9 protein-coding genes are annotated in these 12,844 nt (G+C 66.2%); 8 read left to right on the forward strand and 1 reads right to left on the reverse strand.

Translation table 11 applies throughout. From position 1 onward, the window contains the following. The first annotated feature begins 70 nt into the window (after positions 1 to 70). From NJQ44_RS15830 to NJQ44_RS15865, 8 genes are all read left to right on the forward strand, one after another. The gene (locus NJQ44_RS15830) at positions 71 to 2,056 is read left to right on the forward strand and encodes an ABC transporter permease (RefSeq protein WP_254272300.1); all 1,986 of its coding nucleotides are present in this window, start codon (positions 71 to 73) and stop codon (positions 2,054 to 2,056) included. Beyond that, complete coding sequence (locus NJQ44_RS15835) at positions 2,049 to 2,837, forward strand: ABC transporter ATP-binding protein (RefSeq protein WP_254272301.1); 789 nt, start codon at positions 2,049 to 2,051, stop codon at positions 2,835 to 2,837. Before NJQ44_RS15830 ends, NJQ44_RS15835 begins: the two co-directional genes overlap by 8 nt. Then, on the forward strand, positions 2,834 to 3,586 hold the full coding sequence (locus NJQ44_RS15840; RefSeq protein ID WP_254272302.1) for an ABC transporter ATP-binding protein: 753 nt from the start codon (positions 2,834 to 2,836) through the stop codon (positions 3,584 to 3,586). The genes NJQ44_RS15835 and NJQ44_RS15840 overlap by 4 nt, the downstream gene beginning before the upstream one ends. An 86-nt stretch (positions 3,587 to 3,672) precedes the next feature. After that, positions 3,673 to 4,158 (forward strand): Lrp/AsnC family transcriptional regulator, encoded by a 486-nt coding sequence (locus tag NJQ44_RS15845; protein ID WP_254272303.1) that lies wholly within the window; start codon positions 3,673 to 3,675, stop codon positions 4,156 to 4,158. Between the two features lie 527 nt (positions 4,159 to 4,685). Then, positions 4,686 to 6,170: a proton-conducting transporter transmembrane domain-containing protein gene (locus tag NJQ44_RS15850; RefSeq protein ID WP_254272304.1), complete on the forward strand. Its 1,485-nt coding sequence runs from the start codon at positions 4,686 to 4,688 to the stop codon at positions 6,168 to 6,170. Then, positions 6,160 to 8,565 carry a DUF2309 domain-containing protein gene (locus NJQ44_RS15855; RefSeq protein WP_254272305.1) on the forward strand — a complete coding sequence of 802 codons (2,406 nt, stop codon included), beginning with the start codon at positions 6,160 to 6,162 and terminating at the stop codon, positions 8,563 to 8,565. The genes NJQ44_RS15850 and NJQ44_RS15855 overlap by 11 nt, the downstream gene beginning before the upstream one ends. 105 nt (positions 8,566 to 8,670) lie before the next feature. Then, positions 8,671 to 9,975, forward strand: coding sequence for an ABC transporter substrate-binding protein (locus NJQ44_RS15860; RefSeq protein WP_254272306.1), 1,305 nt, complete (start codon positions 8,671 to 8,673; stop codon positions 9,973 to 9,975). Between the two features lie 51 nt (positions 9,976 to 10,026). Beyond that, positions 10,027 to 11,544 carry an FGGY-family carbohydrate kinase gene (locus NJQ44_RS15865; RefSeq protein WP_254272307.1) on the forward strand — a complete coding sequence of 506 codons (1,518 nt, stop codon included), beginning with the start codon at positions 10,027 to 10,029 and terminating at the stop codon, positions 11,542 to 11,544. Positions 11,545 to 12,574: 1,030 nt separating this feature from the next. Here the strand turns inward: NJQ44_RS15865 and NJQ44_RS15870 are convergent. Continuing rightward, positions 12,575 to 12,841 (reverse strand): sensor histidine kinase, encoded by a 267-nt coding sequence (locus NJQ44_RS15870; protein WP_348533086.1) that lies wholly within the window; start codon positions 12,839 to 12,841, stop codon positions 12,575 to 12,577. Between the last annotated feature and the right edge of the window lie 3 nt (positions 12,842 to 12,844).

Here is a 12,844-nt window from a genome sequence, read left to right on the forward strand (position 1 = left end):
CGCAGCGGCAGTCGACCCCAATCCCGATACATTTATTCAGCGATAGCGTCGGCACTTAGATAGCTCTCGTATGGTCTCGGCGCTGCAACTCCTCGAAATTCTCCTCAACGGGTTGACTATCGGGATGGTCTACGTCCTCGTCGCCGCGGGCCTCTCTATCGTCTTCGGCGTGATGGACGTGTTGAACCTCTCGCACGGGGAACTGCTCGCGCTCGGGGCGTACTTCGCGTTCTCGATGGTCGTCGGCTTCGGCGAGGGCGGGTTCTGGCTGGCGCTCGTCGTCGTTCCGTTGCTGGTCGGCGGTATCGGAGCACTCCTCGAACGCGGCCTCATCAACCGCGTCTACGGCCGCGGCCAACTCGCACAGATTCTGCTCACGTTCGGTCTCCTGCTCATCATCTACGACGTGAAGCAGTTGGCCTGGGGCACGGACGCGAAACTCATCTCCCCGCCGTCGGTGCTGAATCAGGCCGTCGACCTCTTGGGCTTCTCCTACTCGCGGTACAACTACTTCATGATTCTCGCGGGAGCGGCGCTCACCCTCGTCACGTGGGCGTTGCTCCAGCACACCCGATTCGGCCTCGTGGTTCGAGCGGGGTCCGAAGACCGCGAGATGGTCCGGAACCTCGGCATCGATATCGACCGCTACTACACGCTCGTCTTCGGGTTCGGCGCGGCACTGGCCGCGTTCGGCGGCGTCGTCCTCGGCGGCTACCAGAACGTGAATCCCGAGATGGGCAACGCCGTCATCATCCCGGCGTTCGTCATCGTCGTGTTGGGCGGCCTCGGGAGTTTCCGCGGGGCCGTCGTCGGCGGCCTCGTCGTCGGCGTCATCCAGAGCGTCGTCAGCACCTTCCTGCCGGAGTTACAGGGGATGCTCATCTTCGCGCTCATGATTTCCGTGTTGCTCGTCCGCCCGGAGGGACTGTTCGGCGGCGGCGGCGACAGCGTCGACGCGGGCGACTCCGAGCCGAGCGACTTCGTCAGTGGCCTGGGTGGGGGCGTCCTCAGCGACCGCCTCCACACCCGGTTGGGAGTCGCCGTCGTCGCCCTCCTCGCGTTCGTCCCGGTGTTCGAGGGCGTCCTCTACTCCGGGTTCGTCGTCTCGCTCTTGACGACGGCGCTCATCTGGGCGCTGTTCGCGCTGAGCCTCGACGTGGTCCTCGGCTACTCGGGCCTCATCTCGCTGGGGCACGCGCTGTTCTACGGCCTCGGCGCGTACACCGTCGTCCTCGTATTGCTCCACGTGACGCCGTCGGCGTTCGTCGCGCTGGCGCTCGCGATGGCCGTCTCCGCGCTGGCCGCCGCCGTCGTCGGCCGCCTCTCGATTCGCGTCTCCGGCGTCTACTTCGTGATGATGACGCTCGCCTTCGCCGAAATCGTCCGCGAGGCCGCCGTCAAAGTCGACTTCACCGGGGGGAGTAACGGCCTGTTCGGCGCGCCTGAACCGTTCTACGGCGTCGGTCCGGTCGGCTTTCGCTTCAGCGAAGTCCTCGTCGGCATCGAACCGTTCGCGTTCACCGGTGACTCGCTGTTCTACTACTTCGTGCTCGCGACGGCCGTCTGTGCGTACCTGTTCGTCCGCCGCCTGATGCGCTCGCCCTTCGGGACCGTCCTGCAGGCGGTTCGGGAGAGCGAACTCCGCGCGCGCTTCGTCGGCTACGACGTACAGGCGTTCAAGCGCCGCGCGTTCACCGTCAGCGGGACGCTCGCCGGAGTCGCGGGCGCGCTGTTCGCGCTCAACAGCGGGTTCGCCAGCCCCTCGCTGTTGAACTGGATAAACAGCGGCGACGTGGTCGTGATGACCGTCCTCGGCGGGTCCGGCACGCTCTACGGCCCGATGCTCGGCGCGGCCGTGTTCACCGTCTTCGAGGAACGTCTCTCGTCGATTATCCCGTGGTGGCGACTCCTGCTCGGGACCATGTTCGTCCTCGTCGTCCTCTTCCTGCCGAAGGGACTGGTATCGCTGCCGATGCGTCTCCACGGGTTGGTCGGCGGCCGCGAGGACGACGCCGTCGGCGACACCCGGCCTCGGGAGGTCGAAACCGATGACTGAACCCGGCTACCGAGAGACGGGCGACATCGCCCTCCGCACCGAAGGCCTCACCAAAGCGTTCGGCGAGTTCCGGGCCGTCGACGGCGTCGACCTGTCTATCGAGCGCGGCGAGTTCCGGAGCGTCATCGGCCCGAACGGGGCCGGTAAGACGACCCTATTCAACCTCATCAGCGGGGCACTGACGCCGAGTTCGGGGACGATTTCGCTCCTCGGGACGGACATCACCGCCCAGTCGCCCGCCGAACGCGTCGAGAGCGGACTGGCGCGGTCGTTCCAGTTGACGACGGTGTTCGACGGCCTCTCGGTGCGAGAGAACGTCCGCCTCGCCGCCCAAGCCGCCGAGTTCGGCGACCTCTCGACGGCACAGCAACTGTTCGTCGGGACGGAGTCGCTGGCGGCGGTCGACCAGCGGACCGACTCGGTCCTCGACAGCGTCGGCCTCGCCGACCTCGCCGACGCCCAAGCGAGCACGCTCGCCTACGGCGACCGCCGCCGCCTCGAACTCGGGCTGGTGCTGGCGACCGACCCCGAAGTCGTGTTGCTCGACGAACCGACCGCGGGGATGAGCGGCGAGGAGACGGCCGCGACCATCGACCTCGTCGAAGACGTACTCGCCGAGAAGACGCTCGTGCTGGTCGAACACGACGTGGACCTCGTGATGCGCATCTCCGACCGCATCACCGTTCTCAACGGCGGGCAGTCGATTGCGACCGGAACGCCAGGCGAAATCGCCGACAACGACGAGGTTCAGCGGGCCTATCTCGGAGGATACGACGCATGACGAATACGTCCGACGGACGACCGGCGACGCACCGCCTCGACGACCCCCTGCTGCGCGTCGAGGGCGTGAGCGCCGGGTACGACGCGACGACGGTCCTCCAGAACGTCGGCTTCGACGTGGGCCGTGGCGAAGTCGTCGGCATCGTCGGCCGCAACGGCGTCGGAAAGACGACCACGCTGCGGACCATTATGGGCAACCTCGCGCCCCGGAGCGGGTCGATAACCTACGACGGCGTCGACATCGCCGGAATGGGGCCGGAAGCAACGGTCGCCGAAGGCATCGCGCTCGTGCCCGAGGAACGGCGCGTCTTCGACTCGCTGAGCGTTCGCGAGAACCTCGAACTCGCGGAGTTGGGCGGGTCCGGCGGCGGGCGGAGTATCGAGGACGTACTGGCGACCTTCGAGAACCTCGCCGAGCGCGAACACGCCCCCGGGAGCGCGCTCAGCGGCGGCGAACAGCAGATGCTCGCCATCGCCCGCGCGCTGGTCAGCGGCGCGGACTGCCTCTTGCTGGACGAACCGACCGAGGGCCTCGCCCCGCTCATCGTGGAGCGAGTCATCGACGTGGTCCGTGAACTGCGAGCCGACGGCCTCACCGTCTTGCTGGTCGAACAGAACGTCCACGTCGCCCTCGACGTGTGTGATTACGTCTACGTCGTCGCGAACGGGCAGGTCGTCCACGGCAGTCCGGCAGACGAATTGCGGGCCGACGGCGAGGTGCTGGACCGGCATCTCGGCGTGGGTCAGTAGCCCGTCGAGCAGGCGCACGCGGAGAACGCGACGGCGTACCCGAGCCACATCAAAGAGTAAAGTGCCCGTGTCTCGGAGACAGTGGTATGGCCGACGAGGAGATCGACGACGTGGACAGGGCAATCCTGTATGCACTCCAGGAAGACGCTCGGAACATGTCGTCCGGAGACATCGCGGAGCGGACCGGCACCTCGGACAGTACCGTCCGCAAGCGCATCCAGCGTCTCGAATCCGACGGCGTAATCAAAGGCTACAGTGCCAGCGTCGACTACCAGCGGTCGGGCTATCCGCTCCGAATGTTGCTCTTCTGCACCGCGTCGATACCCGAGCGGGGCGAACTCGTCCCGGACATTCTGGGCATCGAGGGCGTCGTCTCGGTCCAAGAGTTGGTCACCGGCGAACAGAACCTCCTCGTGACTGCCGTCGGCGAATCTGACGACGACATCACGCCCGTCGCACAGGAACTCCTCGATATGGGACTCACCGTTGCCGACGAAGTGCTCGTTCGGGAACACGAGACGACGCCGTTCGGCAAGTTCGATTCCGAGCGCTCCACAGCGGACGACGCCTGACGCGGCGACGGGCGACGCTCCAGTTCTCGCGCCAGCGGACGGGTCACTGAGGGGCGCACGTGTGTTCTCTCGTCCCGACACCCACTCGACTAACGATTTGGTAGCAGGAGTGAGGATATCGAACGATTCGGTAAATCCTTCTGAAGTTGGTGGTGTCTCCGCCGGAGAGAATCGCGGCCCGACTCGCCGAGGGACTGGGGAGATGGTGCTGCCACTTGGACGACCGCCCTCACCTCGTCCGCGATGACTGACTGCAGCCACGACCCGCTATTGTCGGTCGATGCCACCGGGCCCGTCTCCCCGAAGACACGCCGGTACGGATAGCAGTCGCCTGCGCTGACTCTCGCCATTGAGGTGTTCGAGTGTCGGTCGATAAAACATAATGTTCTATAATTGCTTATTTGCGAACAGTCTGTGAATTTAGATAGATTTAATAGACAGTCTGTTATCTAGAGTGGATAAGGACGACCAGTAACGGAAGCCGACGCGCCTCGGCGACCGCGAACGGTCGAACGACGAACTGAACGATGTCAGAACGTACCTCGAAACCGACGATCGGAGCGCTCCCGGACACGACGGTGGAATCGCCGTCCGTGCCCGTCGCACTAACGTGGCTCGTGTGGTCGCTGTTCGCCGCGAGCATCGCCGCCCTCGTCGCCCGAGTCCGATTCGGTGGTGCGTGGGAGGTCCCCGGTCTCGTCGTCGTCGACGGCCTGACCGTCCTGCTGTGGGTGGTCGTCACGTTCTTCAGCGGTATCGTCCACAGCTACTCGCGCCGCTACATGGCCGGTAGTGCCCGCGAGACGAGCTTCTTCGCGACCGTGTTCGGCTTCACCGTCGTCGTGATGGGGCTCGTCGCGGCCGACCACGTCGCGCTGTTCTGGCTGCTCTGGCTGGCTATGGGCCTGTTGATGGCGAAACTCATCGGTCTCGCCGACGGCTGGACGCAGGCACAGGTCGCCGCAAGCGTCGCCCGGAAGTACTTCCTCGCCAGCAGCGCGCTCCTCGGTGTCGCACTGACCGCGCTATGGTGGGCAACGGGCGCGACGACGGTGTCCGGGTTCGCCGCGGCCGCCGACGGCCTCGGCGGTGCGGTATGGCTCCTCGGCGTGGCCGCACTCGTCCTCGCGGCGATGATTCAGTCCGCACTGGTCCCGTTCCACGGCTGGCTGCTCTCCTCGATGACTGCGCCGACGCCCGCCTCGGCGCTGATGCACGCCGGGTTCGTCAACGCGGGCGGCATCCTGCTGGCCCGGTTCGCCCCGGTCGTGACCGTCGACGCCACCCTGATGCTCGCTATCGTGGTCGTCGGCGCGACGAGTGCGTTGCTCGGAAAGCTCCTGAAGACCGTCCAGACGGACGTCAAGAGCGAACTGGGCTGCTCGACGGTCGGGCAGATGGGCTTCATGCTCATGCAGGCTGGCCTCGGCTTCTTCGGGGCCGCTATCACCCACCTCGTTCTGCACGGCTTCTACAAGGCGTATCACTTCCTCAGTGCGGGCGGAGAGGTCGAGCGCACCGGTCCCGGCGAGAGCGACGCCCACGAGACGACGCTCGCGGGCGTCGTGGTCACCGTCGCAACCGGACTGGCGGGTGGCGCGTTGTTCGCGGTTCTCACCGGGAAGGGCACGAGTCTCGACAGCGGACTCCTGCTCGTCCTGTTCGTGGTACTCACCACGCTGCACGCGGCCCGTAACGCCGTCGCACACACCTCGCTCCCGGCGACGGCCCGCTACGGCGCGGTCCCGCTGGTCTTCATCCCCGCTATCGCCGTCTACGCGTTCGTCTACGAAGGCATCTCGGCGCTACTGTCCGGACTCCCGGTCGTCTCGGCGCCGACCGAACTGACCGCGCTCCACGGCGTCCTCGCCCTCGTCTTCCTCGCCGTCTACGTCGCGATGGAGGCGGGCGTCCACGAGCGCAGCCAGCGCCTCTACGTCGCGCTGTTGAACGCGAGCCAACCCGCTTCCAGCACTGTGCTGACCACTACGGAGGACTACAATGAGTACTGAACACGCTATCGAAGACAGCATCGACAAAGCCGCGACCACCGTCGGGTCGGTCTGGCCGATTCACTCGTTCGTGACGGCCAACCCGCTCTCGGGCTTCGAGGACATGCCGTTCAGCGAGGCCGTCACCCAGGCCGCGGACCTCCTCGGCGGCCGCGGCTATCCACGCTCGGAGACGTTCCAAGCCGCCCTCGACGACGGGCAGATAGACCCCGAGATACTCGAGTCGGAACTGGCCGAACGCGGCTACGAAGGCGACCCCGAGACCCTGCTGGAAGAACTGGACACCACCGTCGAGACGGAGCGCCCCGACACCGACGCCCAGCGGGTCGACCACGCGCTGACGAAGTGGCTGTCGGCGTTCCTCGACGAAGGCCAGGCGCAGTGGTCGATGCCGAACCGCGAGGACGGGTTCTACAGCGCCGTCCGGTCGGTGGCCGCCTACGACAGCCAGATTCCGGACGAGGGGGTCGTCGCCGACCTCCCGACGTCCCCGACCGAGACCATCGAGTCCGTGCTCGAACCGTACGCCGAGAGCCAGTGGGTCCCCATCTTCGAGGAGCAACTCACCGCGCTCCCCGGCTGGACCGGCTTCATCAAACAACGCGCCGACGACGACGGCGCGTGGCAGTCGACGCACCCCATCACGCTAGAGGGGTATCTGGCGGTTCGCCTCGCGTTGCTGGACGCCTTCGGTGTCGATATCACACCCTCGACTGGCCCCGAGAGCGCCGCGGCCGAGGCGAGCGACGAACTCGCCGAAGCGTTCCTGAGCGCGTGGGAGGCGAGTTACCGCAGTGAGGTCGTCGAACACGTCGCCGCCGAGAGCGAGGCCCTCGCCGACAGCGAGCCATCGGGTCGCCCGGACGCGCAACTGGTGTTCTGTATCGACACGCGTTCTGAGGTCATCCGCCGTCATATCGAGACGACCGGCGACTACGATACCCACGGCTACGCCGGGTTCTTCGGTATTCCGATGGAGTACGACGGCTACGACGCCGAGGTGTCGGTCGACGCCTGCCCGCCGATTCTCGACCCACAGCACCGCATTACCGAGATGCCCGCGGACGACGACGTACAGGCGACTCACGACCGTCGGTCGAGTCTCCGCGAGGCCGCGGGCGAAGTCGTCGAGACGCTGAAGACCAACCCCGCCACCGCCTTCGGTTTCGTCGAGAGCGCTGGCAGCGGCTACGGACTCGCGCTCGCGGCCCGCACGCTCGTCCCCGGCCGCGTCTACGACCTGCTGGACAGCGCCGACGACGCGGTGCCCGACGAACACGAGTTCTGCGACCAGGTCGTCCACCACCAGCACACGTACGCTGGCGACCTCCCGGTCGGCATGACTCACGAGGAGAAAGTCGAGTACGCTGCGACAGCCTTCGAGTTGATGGGCTGGGAGACGTTCGGGCGTCTCGTCGTCTTCACGGGCCACGCCAGCGAGACGGCCAACAACCCCTACGACTCGAGTCTTGACTGCGGGGCCTGCGCTGGCAACCCCGGCGGCCCCAGCGCTCGCGTCCTCGCGGCCATCTGCAACGACGACGAAGTCGCGGCGGCCCTGCGCGAACGCGGCTTCGACCTGCCCGACGACACCGTCTTCCTCGCCGGGCAGCACAACACCACCACCGACGAAGTCGAACTGTACGACGGCCACGTGCCCGAAAGCCACGCCGAGGACCTCGAACAACTGCGCGCGGACCTCGCTACTGCCCGCGAGCACGCGACCGCAGAGCGCACCGACTCGATGGACGCCGACGGTTCGACGGGCGTCAGCGAGACGGAGCGCCGCGCCGCCGACTGGGCCGAGACGCGCCCCGAGTGGGGGCTGGCCGGTAACGCCGGATTCGTCGTCGGTCCCCGCGACCTGACGAGCGACGTGGACCTCGACGGCCGCGCGTTCCTCCACTCCTACGACTGGTCGACCGACCCCGACGGTGATGCCCTGGAAGCGATTCTCACCGGGCCGATGGTCGTCACCCAGTGGATAAACACGCAGTACTACTTCTCGACGGTCGACAACGCAGTGTACGGGAGCGGGTCGAAAGTGACCCAGAACCCGGTCGGGAACGTCGGCGTCTACCAGGGCAACGGTGGCGACCTGATGACCGGCCTCCCGCTCCAATCGCTGCTGGCCGACGACGACGATCCGTACCACCAGCCGCTTCGCCTCTCGACGGTCGTCCACGCGCCGGTCGAGCGCGTAACGGACGTGCTTGCCGACCACGAGGACCTGACCGAACTGCTGGACAACGACTGGCTCTCGCTGACCGTCGTCGACCCGACCCAGGACCACCGCGCCTTCCACTACGAGGCGGACTTAGAGTGGTCGCCGATGTCCGAACAGGTCGAGATGGACTCGGCGACGCCGACTGCACCCGCCGTCGCGGACGACTGAGACCGCCGTCTTCGAGTCGGACATCCGTTCCAGCTAATTCCGTCGACCTGACACGCTGTGTGTCACACCAACATGCTTTAGTTCTAAACCTCGATACGAGGTGGCATGCCTACTGACGAAGACGCGACGGCCGCGGACGACGCCGCGGCGACCGGACTGAGCAGACGACGAGCACTCCAGTACATGGGCGGCGGCGCACTCGCCGTCTCGACCGGCCTCGCTGGCTGTGTCCAAGAGACCGGCGACGGCGGCGAGGGTGACACCGACGCCGACACGGAAACCACCCCTGCCGACATCGGGACGGTGAACGTGGGCGTGCTCGTCCCGACGAGCGGCCCCTCCGCGCCGCTGGGCGGGGCACAGCGACAGGGCGCGGAACTGGGCGTCCAGTACGTCAACGAGAGCGACGCCTTCGACTTCGAAATCGAGGCCGTCTACGAGGACACCCAGACCGACCCCGCGACCGGCCGCGAGAAGGCCCGAAAGGTCGTCGAAGAGGACGGCGCGCAGTTGGTCGTCGGCGCGCTGGAGAGTTCCGTCTCGCTCGCCGTCGCCGACTACGTCGGCCAGCAAGAGGCGCTGTACATGTCCGGGGCCGCGACCGTCGCGCTCACCGGCGAGGACTGCAACGCCAACACCTTCCGCTACGAGTCGAACGCGGCCCAGCACATGGCGGGCCTCACCGAGTTCGCCGCCGAGGAACTCGGGACGAAATGGTGGTTCCACAGCACCGACGAGGCCTACGGTCAGTCCGCGCGCGCCCAACTCGACCGCCGCATCGAAGAGCAGAACTTGGACGTGGAACTCGTCGGCGAGACGATGCCCGACCAAGGGACCTCCGACTTCGGCCCGCAGATAAGCCAGATTTCGAACTCCGACGCGGAGGTGCTCGTCATCCCCGAAACCGGCGGCGCGCTCATCAACTTCATGAATCAGGCGGCGAGCGCGGGCCTGAAAGACGAAGTCGAAATCATCGGGACGGCACTGTTCGCGCAGGTCAGCCGACAGGCGCTCGGTCAGACCGCCGTCGGGACGTACTCCTCGACGCTGTACAACCACAAACTCGAGAGCGGCGACAACCAGCAGTTCGTCGAGGCCTACCAGAGCGAGTACGACACCCCGCCCGGCAACTTCGCCCGCGTCGGCTACGAACTCGTCCGGACCGCTGCCAAGGGCATTCAAGAAGCCGGGACCGCCGACCACGAAACCGTCAGGGATACGCTGGAAGGCCTCCAGATGACGACGGTCCTCGGCGAAACCTCCTACCGAGAGTGTGACCACCAGTCGGTCAATCCGGTCTGGACGGGCGAAATCGTCGAAGCGGGCGAGGGGACCGAGGTCGAACTCCTGAACAAGGTGGCCGGAGAGGACACGGTCCGTCCCTGCGAGGAGACCGGGTGTACGTTCTGAGGCGCTAGGCGAGGAGAGACAACACAGACAGATGCGAGACGCCTTCCATTCATGACCCGAGACGCCCTCGTCGCCGTCGACGCAGGCACCACGAACGTCAAGACCGTCGCGTTCGACCTCGACGGGACCGAACTGGCGACGGCCACCCGCGAGACGGAGACGTATCACCCCGAACCCGGTCACGCCGAGCAGTCGATGCCGCGGGTGTACGAGCGAGCGGTGGCGACGATTCGGGAGGTGGTCGCGGCACTCCCCGATGACACCCGGCCGCGGGGCGTCGGCCTCACCGGACAGGGCGACGGTCTGTGGGCCGTCACGGAGGACGGTGAGCCTGTCCGAAACGCCGTCCTCTGGTCGGACAGTCGGGCGGCCGATATCCTCAGCGAGTGGGACGAAGACGGCACGCTCGACACTATCGTCGACCAGTGTGGGTCCGCTCCCTACCCGGGGATGAGCCTCCCGCTGTTGGCGTGGCTATCTCGTGAGGAACCAGACGCGTTCGACCGGGTCGGGACGATACTCTCCTGTAAGGACTGGCTGAAGTTCCGACTGACCGGCGACCGGTCGACCGACCACAGCGAGGCGACAGTCCCGTATCTCGACTCGGCGACCGGCGAATACGACCGCTCGGTGTTCGACTTGGTGGGGTTGGAAGGCGCGAAAGACGTGCTCCCCCGACTGGCCGCACCGACGGAGGTGGCCGGACTCATTACCGAGGCCGCCGCCGACGAAACCGGACTTCCCGAAGGCTTGCCGGTCGTCACGGGCCTGTTCGACGTACCCGCATCGGGTATCGGAAGCGGCACCGCGACCACCGGCGGGACGGCGGTCACGCTCGGGACCTCCCTCACCCATCAGGTGTTCGTCGACGGCCCCCAACCGACGCGCTCGGGCATCCAGATGGCCCTCGGTATGGAGGGCCTGTGGACCTACGCCATCGGTTCGAACGCCGGGACGCCGAGTCTCGACTGGGCCGCCGAGACGCTCGCCGGTGTCGAGGACGTGGATGCATTGGAGACACGGGCGGCCGACGCGCCTCCGGGGAGCGACGGCGTCTGCTATCACCCCTATCTGAGTCCGACCGGCGAGCGCGGCCCGTTCGTCGACCCGAACGCTCGCGGCCAGTTCGTCGGCCTCACGCCCGACCACGACACCGACCACCTCGCCCGTGCGGTGTACGAGGGGCTGTCGCTGGCGATTCGTGACTGCAACGGTCACCTCCCGACGGACGCGACGCGCGTCGCTCTCAGCGGGGGCGGAACGCTGTCGGACCTCTGGCCCCAACTCATCGCCGACTGTCTGGACCGCCCCGTGGTCGTCCCCGACGGCTCGGAGTTAGGCGCGAAGGGCGCGGCAATCGTCCTCGCGGTCGGACTGGAGGAGTACGACTCGCTGGAAGCGGCCGTCGGCGAGATGGCAGGCGTGGCGACGCGCTATACGCCCCGGGACGACGTTGTCCCTACGTACGCCGAGTTGTACGACCTCTACGTCGACGTTCGCAAGGCGATGGGCGAGGTGTGGGAATCGCGGGCGGCGACGTATCGGAAGTTGGGTGACGCAGACGAGTGAGGGCAGGGCGATTGTGACGGTTGCGGAGGTGCACGTTTCCGGTCCACCTCCGAGAATCGACTTCGGTTCTTTGTCGAGCGATTAACCAACAAAGACTGGATTCCGGGAGTCTGTTGGTTAAGCATGGGAACGAGTCACGACACCACGGCCAACCTTTCACGAATCCCCCGCTAGTAGGCAGGTGAATATCGGGAACCAAAGGTTGGCGTCGCCCTCGCGAATGCGTCGACGGGGCAGTCTCGCCGACGGCATCGTGTGGGCCCACCGACGGCGATACTGATCGCACGACACGAATCGCGGGCCAACCTCACAGATTCCCGAGTAGTCCCAAGGTTAGGCAAAACCGAGAGACTGCGACAACCTTGAAGCCCGAACTGAGACGACTATACAGATTCCTGTGAGTTTTGGCGACCGCGGGTCAGCAAGCTGAAACCCGTCGACGGCAACGAGAGCGACTCACGCCGGGGTATTCACAAGAATCACCGTGACGCCGACTGACGCATTCGCAGATACTCACACACCACACAGAGTAGCCTAGCGACGGATTCCACACACCACCCCTTCCTAGGCGGGGATTTTCCCAAGGTTGGAACACCTCTGTGCCGACTAGCGCGGCGTTAGTACTCGTAGACTGACGAACAGACCAAACCCGTTCCTACACTCGCCGCCCGGCGGTGAAGAGGAGCGCTCTACGAAGACCAGTGAGAGACACGGCTGAGAGCGAACGCGGATCCCGACGACATCGGTGTACTGGTCCCGACTCAGAACGTCGGCGAACGCGAGGCTGTGAGCGGCTCCCCCGCGGATGTGTGCTTCGGGACTCGCCTCTCGGAATGTGCTGGCGGCCGAGAGACGCGGCACTCAGCCGCGATCGTGGCGACCTGTGAGCGTGGCCTTGCCCTCCTCCCCGGGCTAAGGGTCAGGGCCTTCGTCTCCCATTTCGGTACCGCCGCAGACGAGAGCCGACGGAGAGCGGGTCACTCAGTGTCTATCTCGAACCTCGCCCCACCACCCTCGGCATCCGTAATCGTCACTTCCCATCCTTGCGCTTCGACGAACTCGCTGACGATCGAGAGACCGACCCCGCCGTCGAGTAGCCGTACTCCAGGGCGGCATCGACTTCTTCGGGCGGGATCCCGGTTCCGTCGTCGGCGATGTAGAAGCCTGGTCGGTCTTCGAGCGAACCCACGGTCACGGTCACCGGTTCGTCGTTGTGAGTGACAGCATTTCGAAACAGGTTCTCGAAGACGTGGTCGAGCAGGCCACGATCGGCCTCGTACTGGGTATCCCGGTCGATCGC

Source organism: Haloarcula marina (assembly GCF_024218775.1).
Classification (GTDB): domain Archaea; phylum Halobacteriota; class Halobacteria; order Halobacteriales; family Haloarculaceae; genus Haloarcula; species Haloarcula marina.

Bases quoted from the DNA above. Each gene is read 5' to 3' on its own strand.
- NJQ44_RS15830 (WP_254272300.1), top strand. From the start codon at position 71: ATGGTCTCGGCGCTGCAACTCCTCGAAATTCTCCTCAACGGGTTGACT.
- NJQ44_RS15835 (WP_254272301.1), top strand. From the start codon at position 2,049: ATGACTGAACCCGGCTACCGAGAGACGGGCGACATCGCCCTCCGCACC.
- NJQ44_RS15840 (WP_254272302.1), top strand. From the start codon at position 2,834: ATGACGAATACGTCCGACGGACGACCGGCGACGCACCGCCTCGACGAC.
- NJQ44_RS15845 (WP_254272303.1), top strand. From the start codon at position 3,673: ATGGCCGACGAGGAGATCGACGACGTGGACAGGGCAATCCTGTATGCA.
- NJQ44_RS15850 (WP_254272304.1), top strand. From the start codon at position 4,686: ATGTCAGAACGTACCTCGAAACCGACGATCGGAGCGCTCCCGGACACG.
- NJQ44_RS15855 (WP_254272305.1), top strand. From the start codon at position 6,160: ATGAGTACTGAACACGCTATCGAAGACAGCATCGACAAAGCCGCGACC.
- NJQ44_RS15860 (WP_254272306.1), top strand. From the start codon at position 8,671: ATGCCTACTGACGAAGACGCGACGGCCGCGGACGACGCCGCGGCGACC.
- NJQ44_RS15865 (WP_254272307.1), top strand. From the start codon at position 10,027: ATGACCCGAGACGCCCTCGTCGCCGTCGACGCAGGCACCACGAACGTC.